General features: G+C 62.8%; 22 protein-coding genes. 1 reads left to right on the forward strand and 21 read right to left on the reverse strand.

Annotated elements, in window-relative coordinates; translation table 11 throughout:
• Positions 1-1680 (reverse strand): phage tail length tape measure family protein (locus tag EN749_RS16195; protein ID WP_128363518.1); only part of this gene is annotated, 1680 nt, incomplete at its 3' end.
• 14 nt (positions 1681-1694) lie between these two features.
• Here EN749_RS16195 and EN749_RS16200 point away from each other — a divergent pair.
• The gene (locus EN749_RS16200; protein WP_128363519.1) at positions 1695-1985 is read left to right on the forward strand and encodes a hypothetical protein; all 291 of its coding nucleotides are present in this window, start codon (positions 1695-1697) and stop codon (positions 1983-1985) included.
• Here EN749_RS16200 and EN749_RS37725 read toward each other — a convergent pair.
• The 20 genes from EN749_RS37725 to EN749_RS16290 form a co-directional block, all read right to left on the reverse strand.
• Positions 1982-2134, reverse strand: a complete 153-nt coding sequence (locus tag EN749_RS37725) for a hypothetical protein (RefSeq protein WP_189367548.1) — start codon at positions 2132-2134, stop codon at positions 1982-1984. The two genes, EN749_RS16200 and EN749_RS37725, sit on opposite strands and share 4 nt — an antisense overlap.
• Positions 2134-2541, reverse strand: a complete 408-nt coding sequence (locus tag EN749_RS16205; RefSeq protein ID WP_189367550.1) for a gene transfer agent family protein — start codon at positions 2539-2541, stop codon at positions 2134-2136. The genes EN749_RS37725 and EN749_RS16205 overlap by 1 nt, the downstream gene beginning before the upstream one ends.
• Positions 2541-2975 carry a hypothetical protein gene (locus EN749_RS37730; protein WP_189367552.1) on the reverse strand — a complete coding sequence of 145 codons (435 nt, stop codon included), beginning with the start codon at positions 2973-2975 and terminating at the stop codon, positions 2541-2543. The genes EN749_RS16205 and EN749_RS37730 overlap by 1 nt, the downstream gene beginning before the upstream one ends.
• A 42-nt stretch (positions 2976-3017) precedes the next feature.
• Positions 3018-3407 carry a DUF3168 domain-containing protein gene (locus EN749_RS16210; RefSeq protein ID WP_128363521.1) on the reverse strand — a complete coding sequence of 130 codons (390 nt, stop codon included), beginning with the start codon at positions 3405-3407 and terminating at the stop codon, positions 3018-3020.
• Entirely contained in the window at positions 3404-3829 is a 426-nt protein-coding gene (locus EN749_RS16215; protein WP_128363522.1) for an HK97-gp10 family putative phage morphogenesis protein, read from the reverse strand. The genes EN749_RS16210 and EN749_RS16215 overlap by 4 nt, the downstream gene beginning before the upstream one ends.
• A complete protein-coding gene (locus tag EN749_RS16220) occupies positions 3829-4173 on the reverse strand; it encodes a head-tail adaptor protein (protein WP_128363523.1) in 345 nt (114 codons plus the stop codon). The genes EN749_RS16215 and EN749_RS16220 overlap by 1 nt, the downstream gene beginning before the upstream one ends.
• On the reverse strand, positions 4151-4360 hold the full coding sequence (locus EN749_RS16225; RefSeq protein WP_128363524.1) for a hypothetical protein: 210 nt from the start codon (positions 4358-4360) through the stop codon (positions 4151-4153). The genes EN749_RS16220 and EN749_RS16225 overlap by 23 nt, the downstream gene beginning before the upstream one ends.
• 2 nt (positions 4361-4362) lie before the next feature.
• A complete protein-coding gene (locus EN749_RS16230) occupies positions 4363-4773 on the reverse strand; it encodes a hypothetical protein (RefSeq protein WP_128363525.1) in 411 nt (136 codons plus the stop codon).
• Between the two features lie 24 nt (positions 4774-4797).
• Positions 4798-5364: a head-tail connector protein gene (locus EN749_RS16235; protein ID WP_128363526.1), complete on the reverse strand. Its 567-nt coding sequence runs from the start codon at positions 5362-5364 to the stop codon at positions 4798-4800.
• A 2-nt stretch (positions 5365-5366) separates the two neighbouring features.
• Positions 5367-5696 carry a hypothetical protein gene (locus EN749_RS16240; protein WP_128363527.1) on the reverse strand — a complete coding sequence of 110 codons (330 nt, stop codon included), beginning with the start codon at positions 5694-5696 and terminating at the stop codon, positions 5367-5369.
• 56 nt (positions 5697-5752) lie between these two features.
• Complete coding sequence (locus tag EN749_RS16245) at positions 5753-6184, reverse strand: hypothetical protein (protein WP_128363528.1); 432 nt, start codon at positions 6182-6184, stop codon at positions 5753-5755.
• A 94-nt stretch (positions 6185-6278) separates the two neighbouring features.
• The gene (locus EN749_RS16250) at positions 6279-7583 is read right to left on the reverse strand and encodes a phage major capsid protein (protein ID WP_128363529.1); all 1305 of its coding nucleotides are present in this window, start codon (positions 7581-7583) and stop codon (positions 6279-6281) included.
• 231 nt (positions 7584-7814) lie between these two features.
• Complete coding sequence (locus EN749_RS16255; RefSeq protein WP_128363530.1) at positions 7815-8705, reverse strand: S49 family peptidase; 891 nt, start codon at positions 8703-8705, stop codon at positions 7815-7817.
• Positions 8702-10030: a phage portal protein gene (locus EN749_RS16260; protein WP_245491422.1), complete on the reverse strand. Its 1329-nt coding sequence runs from the start codon at positions 10028-10030 to the stop codon at positions 8702-8704. Before EN749_RS16260 ends, EN749_RS16255 begins: the two co-directional genes overlap by 4 nt.
• Positions 10030-11664 (reverse strand): terminase TerL endonuclease subunit, encoded by a 1635-nt coding sequence (locus tag EN749_RS16265; RefSeq protein ID WP_245491424.1) that lies wholly within the window; start codon positions 11662-11664, stop codon positions 10030-10032. Before EN749_RS16265 ends, EN749_RS16260 begins: the two co-directional genes overlap by 1 nt.
• Before the next feature lie 61 nt (positions 11665-11725).
• Positions 11726-12211, reverse strand: a complete 486-nt coding sequence (locus EN749_RS16270) for an AraC family transcriptional regulator (protein ID WP_128363532.1) — start codon at positions 12209-12211, stop codon at positions 11726-11728.
• Positions 12212-12302: 91 nt separating this feature from the next.
• A complete protein-coding gene (locus tag EN749_RS16275) occupies positions 12303-12596 on the reverse strand; it encodes an HNH endonuclease (protein ID WP_128363533.1) in 294 nt (97 codons plus the stop codon).
• A gap of 115 nt (positions 12597-12711) precedes the next feature.
• Positions 12712-13368 carry a transcription termination/antitermination protein NusG gene (locus tag EN749_RS16280; RefSeq protein ID WP_128363534.1) on the reverse strand — a complete coding sequence of 219 codons (657 nt, stop codon included), beginning with the start codon at positions 13366-13368 and terminating at the stop codon, positions 12712-12714.
• A complete protein-coding gene (locus EN749_RS16285; protein WP_128363535.1) occupies positions 13337-14515 on the reverse strand; it encodes a helix-turn-helix domain-containing protein in 1179 nt (392 codons plus the stop codon). Before EN749_RS16285 ends, EN749_RS16280 begins: the two co-directional genes overlap by 32 nt.
• Positions 14512-14804 (reverse strand): DNA cytosine methyltransferase (locus tag EN749_RS16290; protein WP_189367554.1); only part of this gene is annotated, 293 nt, incomplete at its 5' end. The genes EN749_RS16285 and EN749_RS16290, both read right to left, overlap by 4 nt.

The raw sequence follows: 14804 nt of genomic DNA on the forward strand, positions 1-14804 counted from the left end.
GATAAGCCCGCCCCCGCCGCTGGACCCGCCCCCGCCGCCAAGGCCAATGGCGCCGAGCAGGCTGCCGAGGATGCCGCCGCCACCGCCGCTGCTCGCCGCGTTGTTGGCTTCAAGGATGGCATCGATCAGATCGTTCTCGATCTTGTCGATGATGCGGTCGAGCGCATTGATGGCGATGTCGCTGAGGTCTTTCCAGTCGAGCTTTCCGTCATCGAGCGCCGAGCGCAGGTCACCGAATGCCCCCTGCAGCACATCGCGCTGCAGGGCCTGCGCCTCGCGCGCATCCTTCAGCTGCTGCGCCTGCTGGGCATAGGCTTCAGCAACGGCGTTGATCGAAGCGACCTGCTGCGGTGAAAGCTGGATCGCCGAAACGTCGGTCTGGCCCTTCTTCAGCGCCTCCTCGCGCAGCTGCTTCAGCGCCGTCTGCTCGAGGTCGAGCGCGACCTTGCGCTTCTGCTGCTCTTCGAAGGAAAGACCGATCATCGACGCTTCCTGCTGAAGCGCCGCGGTGCGGTCGCGGATTGCCTGGATATCCTCGCCGATCTTGTCGTCGGCGGTCAGTCGCTGGCGGGCGGGGCTGCGCGCGGCACGCGCGGCCTTTTCCTGCTCGATCTGGAATTGCGACTTCGTCGCATTGGCGCGGTCGCTCTGGACCTGGTTTTCGTCCTGAAACGCGCCGCCGCCGCTGAAGACCGGCGGAACGGTGCCAAGCGGCGAAAGCACCTGCGCGGCCTGTGCGGCGTCGACGCGCGCTTTTTCGGCCGCGGCGGAAGCGGTGCCGATCGCGACGGCCAGATTGCCGAACGCCTCGGCGAGGGCATTGGCCGCAGGAATGCCGGTGCTGACCTGAATGTCAGCGAGGGCGGCTTGAACCACCTTCGCATCTTCGGCGGTCGCGGTCTGGTCGGCTACCTTGCCGTCGAGGCTGGTAAAGGCGGCCTGCAATTTGCCCACGTCGGCTTCCTTGCCGCCCATCGTGGTGAGATCGTCGATCAGCTGACCGAGGTCGGAGCGGATTTCGTTGATGGTGGTTCGCGCACCTTCGAACGACCCTTCAATGACCGACTGCGCAGCGCCTTGGATATTGGCCTGAGCGGCGAGGCGCGCCCGCTCGTCGGCATAGGCCTTGATGCCGGGAAGCGCATCGCCCCACTTGGCCGCCACCTCCTGAATGAGGCTGGCTTCCTTCTGCAGCGTCTCAGCGGATTTCTCGCCGCCTGAAAAAACGCTGGCGAAATACTGGATCGCAGCGCCGCCTAAGGTGATAATGGCGATCGTCATCAGCCCGACAGGATTGATCAGAGAAGCGAAGGCACCGCCAAGAGCGGTGACAGCGCCCCTCGCGCCGGCCGAGCCGAGCGCCTGGTTGATCTGGGTTCCCTGCTGGATGGCGATCAGGAACGGCGACTGGCCGCCGGCCAGCTGCACGCCGATGTCGTTCAATTGGGCTGCCAGGTTGCTGGTCTGGAGGCGGGTGTTCTGGATGGACTTTGCCGCACGGTCGATGCCGGGCGTTCCGCGCGCTCCGATCCGCGACAGCGCATTCTCGACGCGCGTGCCATCGGCTTCGATGCCGGCGAACGACACGCCTGCATTCGCGCGCGACTTGGCCAGGGCCTTGTCAAGCGCATCGAATTTCGCTTCAAAGATCGCGAGCAGCCGCTCGGCTTCGATCGCCATGAGGGAGGGGACCTTTGGAAAACTGGTTGAAAGGACTCATTGCCGTCGCGTGCTGCATCGTCATCGCTGCCGGCGGTTATTTTGCTTGGGGCGAATACAGCAGCTACCGCCTGCGATCCGAGATTGCCGCAGGCCGAGACGGCGCACGGCTAGAACTCTTCAGCCTGGCAAATGCCAAACCCTATGAAACCGACAAGGTGAGGGCGTTCTGCAAGACGATGTCCGACAAGAGGTATCGCGACAACGACAACACGGATTTTGTCAGGATTCTGGTCCGCAATTGCTCGGCACTGGGCTACAGCTAGTGAAGACTGCGAGCTTGCAGGACCGCCGCTTCAAACTCCTTTTGCGACGGCGGCGCGACGGCGTCCGCTGGCGCATGGGCTTCGTTCCACATCCTGACGACGGCAACCCATTGGCCGATCGACAGATCGCCGACGTTGCCGACGTTCATCAGGACGGCATTGGCACGGATGGCGCCGAAGTCGAGGCGTTTGACTTCGGCGCCTGCTGTTCCCCCGGCTCGTCTTCCTCCAGCGTCGCCGAATGCACCCGCTCCATCGCGGCACGCAGGATGACCTGGCCGAGCGCGACACTCTCGCTCAACGGCCGCTCGTCGACATAGCGCCTGACCAGAACGCGCGCCTCGATCGGCTTCATGCCGCCGCCGATCAGGCCGATGCGGATGGTCTCGGAGTAATGCTTGACGCGCGCGAACGGCAGATCGGCGCTCATGGCCGCGTGCAGCACGAAGATCGACATGTCGACGGCGGCTTCCAGTTCCTCGATCTGATCGAGGCCAAGGCGGAAGGTGTGTGATCCTCCCGCCCATTCGATGTCTATGGCGCCGTGGCGATTCATCAGGCTGCAGTCCAGGCGACCGCACCATCCGACACCAGCGTTTGCGTTGTGGTCGCGGTGTCCTTGTTGCCGTCGGCGGTCACTTCGAACTGGGTGAGCTTGAATGCGCCCTGCCAGTAGCCGGCCGTCGTCACGTTGAAGCGGACGTTCTTGGAATCGTCGCTGTTGTACCAGTCCCACCATTCGCCGAGCGAGGCGGCATAGAGCATGCCGGCGCCGGAGATGGTGGCCTGAAGCCCATCCTTTGAAACCGACTTCCACGCCGGATCCTCCGGGTTGTCGCAGTCCGGCATGATGGTGTCCGTCGTTTCGGAACTGAACTGCACACCACGCTTGGTGTTGATCAGACAGTCGTGGTCGAAGACTTCGGGGTCAGCGCCGTTGCCGATCTGGACGAGCAGCTTCGACCCGGTAACGCGAGGCACAGCGGTCATGGTGGTGGTTCTCCTTTGGTTGATTGCCCGTCCCGGGCCGGGTTAGGCCGGGTCGATCAGAGCCCGGAAGGAAACGACGGCGTGTTCGGTGAGGCCGTCCGGATCGCGGAAGACGCGCGTGGTCTGATGCTCGATCGACACCAGCGAAAAGCCGGCGATGGCGACTATCGCGGACACGGCGGTGACAACCTCGCCGGCGAGCGTCTTGACCTCGACCTTCGATCCAGCGTCCGGCCGCGACCAGCAATGGACGTCCGAAAACACTTCCCATCCATCCTGGCAGGTGTTGCCGTCATCAATCACCTGTTCGTCGCCGATGGTGATGCGCGGGAAGGGGTTAGCCTCCGGCACCTGGTCGAAAACGTTGGCGCCAGCAAGCGTCACGCCGTTCAGCGCGGCGAAGAGCGCCTTCTGGACCTCAGCCCCGATCATTTGTTGAACGCCTTTTTCGCGCCGTTGCGGATGGCGCGGCCGAGCCTCGCCTTGGCGCGGTTCTTGCCGAAACGAAAACCGGGATAGAAGAACGGGTTGGCCGACATCTTAACGGTGCCGAATTCCTGAAACCGTGCGTAGAACGCTTCGCCGCCGCCGGCATACATGGTGACGGAAAGCCCGGTTTCAGACTTCGCTGCGCGCGCGTTGGCTGCGGTGCTGAGTGAAGTGCCTTTCGGCGCCTCACCGAAGGCGTAGCCGATGGAGGCGGCAAGCCGGCCGGTCTCTTTCGGTGCGAAGCGCTTCATGAGATCCGTCGTCTCTTCCGCCGATGTGGTGAGCGCCTTGGTGATCTCCTCGCGCATCGCCGCCGGCAACGCCGCGATCTGTGCCAGGAACTTATCCTTGCCCTTGATCTGCATCAGACCGCCACACCCTTCTGGCAGAGGAAATCGAGGAACTGCCGGTCGAGGCCAGGCGTGATGTCGCGGATGTTGAAGACAGCGCCTGAGCGCACATCCCGGATCCGCCAATCGGTGGTGACGCCGCGCGTCAGCAGCGATGAGCGCACCTGGATGACTTGCGGATGCTGCCCCTGCAGGCGCGCCGCCTGGACGCCTTCGCCGCCGCGCAGATGGATATAGCCGGCGCGGCACTGGAACTGCTCCGTGAAAGCGGTAGTGGTGCCGCCGGCGCCGTCCGGCGCGGTGCCCTTCAGATCGAACGCCACGCGCTCGATGAGCTTACCGCCTGTCGGTTTCGCCATCGGCCTGCTCCACGAAAAGCGCACCCTTGCGCGGCTTCCTCCCCCTGACGGCCTTGCCCTTGGCAACAGCCAGGTCGGCGCATTCGCGGGTGACGTTCAACTCCATCCCGGCGCGATAGGCCGTGGTCGACCGGCCGCCGAGCGCGGCCGGCGAAAAATCGAAGTCACCTGTGAAGCGAACCCACATGGTCAGTTGGCGACGTTGGGGAACTGGTAATCGAGCGTCAGCACAGTGGCCGATTTTGCGATGCCGACCATGCAGACATACTCGCCAGTACCGACATCGGCGAGCGGACAGATGCCGCCAGGCGTGTCGGAGAGAAAATACGGCACGCCAGGCGTCAGGGTGGCGCCGATGACGAGATCGCCGCTCTTCTGATACTTGATCGGCTGATCGAGCGCGCCGCCGTTCAAAGCCGTGCCGATCGCCTTGCGCGCTTCGACGGTCGCCGAGTTGGAATCGGCCAGCATCAGCTTTTTCGTGGTGCTGGAGAGGTAGATTTCCTTACCAGCGGCGATTGCTTCGCCAGCGGAAGCGGAATCGGTGACGGCGTTTGCGCCGGCGACAACCAGTGTCGCGGTGATGGCAAGGTCGGTCATTAGAAGTCTCCGGGTTTAGAGGGGTTACCAGCGCCGATATGGCGAAAGGAGCCACTGAACGCCGAGGGGAAGTTCGGTCGCGATATTCTCAAGGCTCACCGCCTCGCGATTGGCATAGAGGTGGCCGACATGAAGCAGGATCGCGGCCTTGATTGGCGCTGGCACCTCTTCATAGCCGGCGGTGTAACGGATACGGATGCTTTCGTGGTCCAGTCGCGCTGACGGCCAACTGACATTGTAGGCGGGAGCGATCATGTCGTCGCCGACAAGACGGTATGACGCGCTGTCGAAGGTCTGGTCGACACCATCGCCATCGAGATACTTGACCGAAACCGGAGCGGTTACCGGGGGGCAGCGCAGCGGAATGCAGCTGCTGCCGTCGCGACCGCAAAACGAGGGCAGCCGCATTTCCAAAGTCTGAACGCCGATAGCGCGGCCAAGCCAGCCATCGGGACCGTCGATGTTGCCTTGAACAGCAGCAATCATCGCGGTGATCAAGAGATCGTCGTCACCAAAATCCACAGGCAGATGAGCCTTCGCCTCCTCGAGGGTGACGACGGGAGCGGGCGGCGTGATGACGACGATGTCCATGGTCACTTTTTCTTAGACTTGGCCGCGGCTTCATCAGCGGCACGCTCTGCTTCTTCAGCAGCGGCTTCAGCCGCCGCACGCTCTGCCTCTTGGGCTGCGGCTTCAGCAGCGGCACGCTCTGCTTCTTGGGCTGCGGCTTCCTCAGCCAGCCTTTCGGCCTCGGTTTCGGAATCGATCGCAGCATCTATGGCGGCTTCCGGCAGACAACCGGCCCTGATCAGACGTCTGGCCTGTTCCAGGCTTGGTGCCGGCTGGAATACGTCGCCTCGTTCGAAACGCTTGCCGCTGCGCACATCCACGCATTCAGCAAGCACAACTAGTGCTTTCGACATTTCACTCTCCGATTGTGCGGGGTTACCGCCGGCGACGCCGGCGCAGGCGATGCAATTTACGCCGGCGGATTAGCCGTCGGGGCGTAGCGTGCGCCGAACAGCAACGCGATCGCGTCGACGTAGATGTTGCCGGCATCGTTGCCCGTCGGCGTGATCGTCAGGCGCACGTAGCGCTTCGACCCGACGTAGCCGATTTTGCGGAGCTTATTGTCGTCGGAAGCCGCTGTGAAGCCAGCCAGGGCAAGTGTGCCCGTAAGGCTCGCGGCAGGCACAGCCGCGGCGTCCGAGAGATTGGCTATGTCACCATGATCCATGGTGACAGCAAAGGTGGCGTTGGCGTCAGTGTTGGCGCCGACGTTGATTGCAAACACCAGACCTTCGTATCCTGCCGTGTCGATGATCTGCGACACGATGGCGGTGTTGTCGGTTCCGGCAACGGCCGGGCTGATTGCCCGGCGCATATCCATGCGATTCATGAAGTCGCGCATCTGCGGACCCTTTCCTGTTAGATTTTGAGATGATGAAGAGGGAAGGAACGGGCCGCCGCACGAAGGCGGCGACCGGGGAGCCTGCTAAAGGCGCTTAGGCCGGAACGTCGAGGCCGACGAAGGGAGAGACGTCGTAACCGTTCTCTTCCTTGATCGGGGCGGTGAGCCAAGGCGCACCGTCGACGTTCCAGAAGATTTTGATCACGGTCTTGTTCTGAGTGAACTTGACGTGTTCCGAGGTCGCTACGAACGGGCCGGAGCCGTCCTTGATGACGTAGTAAGACCAGTCCGCCAGGAGGACGTCACCCTTGCTACCAAGGCCGGGAGCGCGGTTGTTCCAGCGAACGGGATAGCCGAGCAGCGTGCCGGCGAACCCGTCCTTGGCGTTGGCCTGCCAGATGTAATGGCCTTCCGGATCCGTCAGCAGCGCGATCTGAGGCAACACGGCCTGCGGAATCGACCAGACCGGCTGGGTCGCGCCACGCATCAGAAGCCGCGCGACGATGTTGACCAGGTCGACATAGCCAACCTGATTGGCATTCGCACGGTTGATCCACTTGGTGGCACCGGCATTGATGACACCGAGAGGCTTCTTGTTGCCGTCTCCGCGAAGGAAGGCATAGTCCTCGGCCGCCGAGACACCGCCACGCATCAGATTTTCGATGAAGCTGGCGGAGGCGCGCCAGTTGCGGAGCAGCTTGTCGGTAACCGTCACGATGCCGGCGATTTCGTACGGGGTCAGCGTGAACTCGCGCAGCTTGGCATCGGTTTCCGGCTTTTCGTCGCCCTCACCAATCCACGAGAACGACATGCCGCCGAACATATTGGCGGGATTCGCCCCGGTCTGGTCGAGCGCAGGCATGGTGATGCCCGCATCCGGCGGATCACCGGCTTCGATGACGTTAGCGCGAGGCCGCACCAAGGCATCCTGCGGCGGCACGCTCATGATGACCGACCGCAGCTGCGGAGGGATCATGAAACCGCCAGACGGACCGTTATCCATGCGGAACTCGGCGTTGAGTTCGTCGCTACCCTCGCTGCCGGCGCCCTCAACGAAGTTGAGACGCTGATCGCTCGGGCGGAAGCGGACGGAATGCATGAACTCGCCCATATTTTCGAAGTCACGGGCTGCAGGGTCGCCGCCCGGGCGGGGCAGACCAGCCTGGCGTGCGCGAGCCGGAACCGCGGCGCCCAGCGCATCGGTTGCAGTTTCGAGATCGGTTGCGCGTTCAATACGGGCGTCGAGGCTCGCCTTGTCCAGCTTCAGCTGGTCATACTCGGCAATTTCCTCGGCGCTAAGGTCGCGGTCTTCGGTCTCGGCTTTCTCGATGATGGTCTTCATCTTACCGACAACGTCGACGCGCTTGGCGCGCAGAGCCGTGAGGCCGATCTCGGCCATCAGCGTGTGGTGATCGCCGCCGCCGGCGAAGTGCTGGACGGCGTGAGCCGCGTCAGGTGCAAACACCATCACGGCTGCGATGGCGAGGCATGCAAGGAAGACGCCGCCAAACAGTGCGGCGGAACGTTTGGTCAGCATTGGATTTTCCTTTCGCTGAGAAACCGGACAAGAGAGATCGACGCCCACGCCGGTCCGCGAGCGAAGTTTCGAACGTCGAAAGGGTCGAAAGGGTTAGAATTCCGCCGCGCGGCGCATGCGCTCGGCGGCAACACGCCTGGTCGGCTGCGCGGGGGCCCCGAACCGGGCAATGGTTTCGTCAAGTGTGCCGATCCTGTCGGCCATGCCGGAGGCGACGGCGTCCGCCGCCATGACCATGCGGCCCTGCCCGAACCCGTCTCGGACCGCCGACAGCGATGCGCCGCGGTTCCGGGAGACAGCTCGGACGAACTGATCATAGTAGGCGTTGACGCGCTCTTGGCGGTGCGCGAGCGCCTCTTCGCCGAGCGGCATGAAGGGCGCGCCTTCAGCCTTGAATTTGCCGGCACTGATGACGGTCTTCTTCACACCGGCCTTTTCCAAGGCGGCGCTGATGTCGTCGTGCACGCCAACGACGCCGATCGAGCCGACCTCCGCCGACGGGCTCAAAACCATTTCGTCCGCAGCCGTGGCAATCCAGTAGGCGGCGCTTGCCGCCATCGGGTTGACGTGGGCGATGATTGGCTTGGTTCCACGCGCGGCAAAGATCTTCGACGACAGCTCATCGGTGCCGGACACGACACCGCCAGGGCTGTCTACGTCGACTATGATCGCCTTGACGGCTTCATCGGCAATGGCGGCGTCGAACATGCGACCGAAGTTTTCAGAGCTGGTCCCGCCCGAAATGTCATTCATCATGTTCATGCGGTTGGCGATGACGCCGCGCAGGGGCAGCACGGCGACGCTACCGTCACGGCGCGCAACATCGCGCTCCGCCTGCTTCGTGATCCGCGCCTCGATCTGTTCGGCGGAGTATTTCTCGCCATCAGCCTGCAACACCAGGAACGCGACGATCTGATCGAGCTTTTGCGCGTCGATCGCCCAGAACTCGGACGCGACCGCCAGAAGGATGTGGGCGTATTTCATGCTGCCTCCTCTTCAATGGCGGCGTCCGACGCCGGCAAGCCTTTGGCGGGCGCGGGCGCCGGCGGGTTGATGGCACGTTCGAGCGTCTGGACGTTGTTGGAAACGAATGGCACGTCGCCCTGGTCCCCGATCCCGTTCATGTCTTCGAGCGCCAGGATCTGGTTGAGCGTCATGCCGAGCTCGAACATCGTCTTGTAGAAGGCCGAGCGGCCGGCCATGTCGCCGCGCAACAGCGCGTTCATGTTGAATTTGACATGGTAGCCGGCCAGCCGCTCGGCTTCGGTGAACAGCTTCCAGTTGAGTTCCTGCTCCCAGCAGTCGATCCATGGCGCGATCGTCTGCTGGAAGAAGCCGAGGCGCAGCTGCTCAATGCCACTACCCCACGACGTGGTCTTCTCCTGGCTCTGCAGCAGGATCAGCGGCACGTCGTAGATGCGGGCGATCTCGGCGATCTGGAATTCCCGGCTGCCAAGAAACTGGGCATCCTCGGGCGGGATGGTGGTTTGAATCCACTTCATCCCCTCTTCCAGCACCTTGACGCGGTGGGCATTGTCGAGCCCTCCCTGTTTCTCAAGGCTGGAGCCCGGATCCGTGCGCTTATCTTTCGGTGCGCCAAGATTGCCCTTGGCGGTGTCGGACAGCTTGCCGGGATGCATCAGGAAGCCGCCGGACTTGGCATCGTTGGCGAAAAATTTGCCGCCGAATTCCTCCATGGCGAGACCCATCCCGATGGCCTGGCGCGCCATGGCGATCGGCGAGAGCCCGCGATAACCGTCCTGGCTCTGGTCCATGATGTGAATGACGTCGATCTGGTCGATGTCGAAGGTCTTGCCGTCGATATTGGTGCGAAAGAACAGGTCGCCGTTCTCTTTCTTCGGTTCGGTTTTGTCGGGCAACAGCGGCCACAAGCCGATCGCCTGGCCAGCCTGGTTGCGCTCGATTTCAAGGTATCCGTTGCCCCACAGCAAAGCGTGGCCCTGGACGGTCTTGCGGAGCGCCCGCGAACTCATGAAATCATTGGGCCGCAGCTTCAGCCGCGCCGACATCGGATGATCGGTCGCCTCTTCTGCGCCATTGTCGCCCGGGCGAAGGATGTTGAGTGGGAAGCTGGCGACCGGATTGCCGATGCGATTGATGCAGGCATAGACGACCGGCAGGTGGCGCGCCGTATACTCGCTGACACGAACGCCAGCGTTGGTTTTTCCGCCGCCGACCATACGCACAAGCCAATGATCCGGCTGCGAAACGGCCTGCGACGAGCCGAATGACGAAGCCGTCAATTCGGAGCCTAACACCATGGACGCAAGGCGTTGACGGAAACCCATCAGACTTCGATCTCCATGATTCCACGCGTCTCATAGACAGACGGGCCGCCAGACGCTTCAGGGTTCCAGCTCATAAGGATCGCGGCGCAAAGCATGGCGATCACCGGGTCGATCTTGGTGCGGCCGGCTGCTTGCTTGGTGGCCATGTTGCCGTTGCCCTTGACTTCGATCTTTACGTTGCCAACCGACCAGGCCATCATCGACGAGCCGTCATGGCTGATCGTGTCATCGCTGAGCTTGTGCTCCAGACCCCACAACGCCGGCGACAGCGCCGGACCCTGGCGAAGGCGATGCAGCATCAGGCCGGTGATCTGCTTGAGCGCCAACGCATCCACGAAAGCAGCGATGTTGTTCGGATCGAAGCCGACCGCGTTCTTTTCCGGGAGCAAGCCAGCCTCGAGAAGCTGTTCCGCGATCGCCGCGATCTTCTCGATGTATTTCGACACCTCGCAGAACGTCAGCGAGCCCTCCGCCTCGAAATCGCGCAGCCGCGGCGCGATCTCCTTGCGCACATCGAGGACTTTGGGATGCGCGAAGGCATGGGTCCATACCAGCCAGCGTCGCGTCACCTTCTCGCGCCCGATGACACAGATGCCGAACAGATCATCAAGGCCGCCGCCGTCGGCTCCGACCACAGCCACCTCGGACCGCTCGATCAGCGATTCCAACGTCAGCGTCTCGTCGGCGCAATCTTCCCAGTATTCGGCGCCGCGCCAACCGTCGCCGGCCAGGCCGACACCGATCTCGATATTGAGATGCTGGCTGGCCCAGATCTGTTCAGTTTCCGCCGTCGATGAACCGTTGTTTTCATAATCGGCGATCAGGCGTCGCGGGTCGATCGAGCGACCGATGTTCGGCAGCAGATACTTCCAGTGACGCTGATTGCGCCAGAAAGCCTGGTCGCGCTGCTGATCGGGCGGGAACTCGTAGAGGACGGGAAGCAGGATCGGCTCGCTGCCACCCTTGCCATCCCGGATCTTCCTTGCCTTGTCGAGTTCATTTTTCCAGATGCCGGCCGGCTGCTCGTCGGACTGCGTGGTTATCATCAGGACCTGACCGCCCTGCATGGTGATACCGCCGCCTCTGATCTGCTGCATGACGGCCGCGGCACCCTTCTTCTTGCCGAGCTCGTGCAGTTCGTCGATGATCGTCAGGATCGGTATTTCGCCGGTGACGATGGACGTGTCGAAGGTCTTGACGTTGAGCTGCGTCCCGGTTTTGCGGCGCTCGATGCACTTCAAGTGATCCTGCACCTTGAAGATTGCATCGAGCCGGGCATCGAGCCTGATCATGCCCTGCGCCTGTTCGAAGCACCGCTCCGAAATGTTCTGGCTTGGCGCCACGATCAGCATTTGCCGATTCGGCGCTTCCTCCATGAACAGCGCGGTGAGGCCGAGGGCCGCAACATAAGTCGTCTTCGAGTTCTTCTTGGGAACCATGCAAAGCAGTTCCCACACCAGGCGTTGCTTGGTCTCCGGATCCTCGCTGGCCAGGAAGGCGCACAGGATCTCGCGGAACCATTCGCCGCACGCCTCCGACAACGGCGGATTGCCAGGCACGTCCGGCAGCTTCAGCCGGTTGAAGAACGCCAGAGCCTTGGCGGCCTTCTCCTGGTTGAGCGGAACATCGGCCATGGGCGTTTGCCCGGCCTTGATGCGCTCCCACCAGTCGGGGCACGCGAACCGCGGCAGCGCCTCAGTGTCGAGCATTCTGTGTGGCGGCTTCGCTTTCGAGTTCTGCCATCAGATCGGCGTCGGCGGCATGGGCGCGCTGCTCGTCGATCATCTTCTTGCCGACCTTGTCTTTCGAGGCCGCCGGCTGGTCGCTGCCCTTGCCCATGGAGGCCTCGATCGTCATGCGGTCGTTGCGGTCGATCATGGCGCCGAGTTCACGCAAGGCCGTGACGTTGCCGGCATTGGCTTGCTCGAGGGCGATCTCGAAGCGCCTCGCGTCGAGCCGATCGCGCATGGCGTCGCGCTCTTTCATGTCGGCTCTAAAATACCGCTTCAACGTCGCCGGCGAGATGCCAAGAGCGTTGGCGATCCGGCTGTTGACCCAGCCCAGCGCCATCAACAGCTTGACTTTGTTGCGATCTTTTTCAGTCGGCTCATACGGCGGACGGCCGCGGTTACCGAAGCCCTCACGAACCGGCTGACCGAACAGGTCAAAATTCGGCTCCATCAGAAAAAAATCTCCGAATGTGGGGGACGCGGGTCCGGCGGGGAGGGGCTTCCAGACTTTCGACCCGCCCCCCCTGGTCGGTCGGCGATGGTCAGTACCAGACGCCTCGCTGTTGCAGGCTGACCTGCTCGGCCTTCTGCGCTTCGCTGTCGTGCCATTCCTTGGACACGGCCATCAGGTTGTCTTCATCCCAGAACAGCACCTCGTCGCCACGATGTTCCTTGTCGTGGTGGATGACTGGGCTGTTCGGGGCAGGGTGCTTCCCGATCAGCAGCACGCCTGTCTTGCGGCATGTGTACATGTCGCGAAGCAGGATGCGCTCACGTACACGCTGCCAATCAGCGGTCTTATACCAGCGCCGCCAGGGCGCTGTGTTGCTGCTCATTTGTCTGGAATCTTTTCCATTGCGGTGAAGCTGGGGGTGCTTCACCTGGGTCCTGCTGGCGCTGCCACCGTATCGGTGTGCGACTCTGTCAGGGCGTCCTGGGTGGGATTCGCTACTATCCTTTATCGATCTGATCAAGCCCAAGCGTAACAGGCACAGCACGCCCGAAGATCATGACCTCGACGCGCGCGCGACCATCGTCACACAGTTCGCTGACCGTGCCGGGGAAGCTGGCGAATGGACCCTGGTTCACCCTCACCAGCTCACCCACCTTCAGCCCCTTGGCGATCTCGCCGATGGCGATCACGTTGCCTTCGAGGAAAACCTTTAATTGCAAGACTTTCTCATGCTTTACGGGGAATGGCTTCTCATCTGCACCGAGCACGCCGAGGATGCCTTTGACCGTCCTCAAACCAGCCCACGCTTCGGGCGAGGACACCACACGGACGAACATGTAACCAGGCCACGCAAGCACCTCGAGCGGCTCGCGGCAGGCCCGTTTACGCCCGCCGCGACGACGATCCGCCACCTTCATGAACGGCAACCAGTGCTCGACATTGGCCGAGGTGAGCAGGTTATCCACAGCCATTTCGGCGTGCGCATCAGTCCTGATCACGTACCAGTGCAGCGCTGATTCGCTCTGACCTGCCGCCGCAAGCAGCGCCTGGCTGCGACGTGTAGTGGCACGCACCTTGTCGATAACAGCCGTGTGCCGATCGGTCGGGCCGATCACTTCCGCATCACTCAGCCGCTTCACGTCCGCCCGCATCATGGTTTCCTCGCACCGCTTGTTCAAACGCTTCCAGCCCTGCCGGCCCGCCAGCCGGCATCCACACCCATTCGACGTTTCCGGGTGCAGGCAGCCATGGCCAGCCGCGCAGCCGGTGTGCGGCCTCCCATTCCGCCCAAAGCACGCCGCCGACACGAACCTGTTCCATCAGTTCGGCCAGCGGCTGAAGCTTGGCCGACACGGTCACGCCGTTGCCGAAGCGGGCGCGGTCGTGCATCGCGTTGACGGCCGGCCATCCGTACTTGGCCTGCCGCTCCATCAGCATGGCTTCACCGTCCAACGTGCCGGCTGCTACGGCATCGCGCTGAAAGCGGGTCAACGGCGGCATTGGTGCCTTTTCAGCGACCAACAGCTGCTTCATCCGGGCTGCCTGCCACAGCTTGCCGAAGGGTGCCGCGGTGGCTTCCTGCGCTGGCGCAGTCGCAGCCGCCAGACGCGGCAGGAACGGCACCCACATACGATCCTTGATGAAGGTGGCCACGGCGCAGGCCTGCTTGACACCAGCCTTGCGGCACTCGGCCAGGAACAGCGGCACGCACGGAGCGCACTCGGTCTGATCAGCGGCGGAAAGCTTGAACCACTCGGCCAGCATCGGCGGCTTGGGCGAGACGTCGAAGCGGTCCCATCCCTTGAACGATTTGTAGAAAAGCGCCTCTGATCTTCGTCGATCCTCGCGCTCGCGCTCTCTCTCAAAATTACTGTCAGGTTTTGCTAAACCATCAGTATTTACTAGTGTTGGATTCACCGTCGACGGCATCACCGTCGACGGGTTTTCAGTCTGCGGTAAAGATGCAACACATTCGCCGGCGGAAATGTCGCGCAGCTCGCGCGGCTCGTCGAAGATGACCAGCGAGAGCTTGCCGAAGCGCCCGTCCTCGCGCTCCTGTTCCTTGTCGGCGTAGCCGTACTTAACCAGCTCGTTGACGATCTTGCGCGCCTTGTCGCGCCCGCAGCCGCCGCGCCTGGCGATGTCGCCGAGGATGACGGTCCAGTTGTCCGGCTTCGACAGGAGATAGCCCAGCAGCCAGCGCGCCTCCATGGAGAGACGCACGTCTTCGAAGACGTGGTTCGGCACCGTGGTATAGCGGGCGTTGCGGACGCCGCGCCGGATTGTGGCTTCCTCGCTCACTCCGCAGCCTCCCGGTATCGCATCAGGTGGCCGCAATTGGCCGCTACCAGCGCCGCCGCCATCGGTGGCGAGACGCTGTTGCCGCAACAGGCGATCTGGTCGCTCTTGGGCAGCGGCTTGCCGTTGTATTCAAGGTCGATGATGTAGTCGGGCGGAAAGCCCTGCGCCGAGAACAGCTCGCGCGGCGTCAGCATGCGCATGCCGATGTCGACGATGGTGAAGAGGTCGCCCGAGATTTCCACCGTGACGAACTCGCGCTTGTCCCAGAAGCCGTGCGCGCGCATGAATG

This window comes from Mesorhizobium sp. M7A.F.Ca.ET.027.02.1.1, from assembly GCF_004022985.1.
GTDB lineage: Bacteria > Pseudomonadota > Alphaproteobacteria > Rhizobiales > Rhizobiaceae > Mesorhizobium.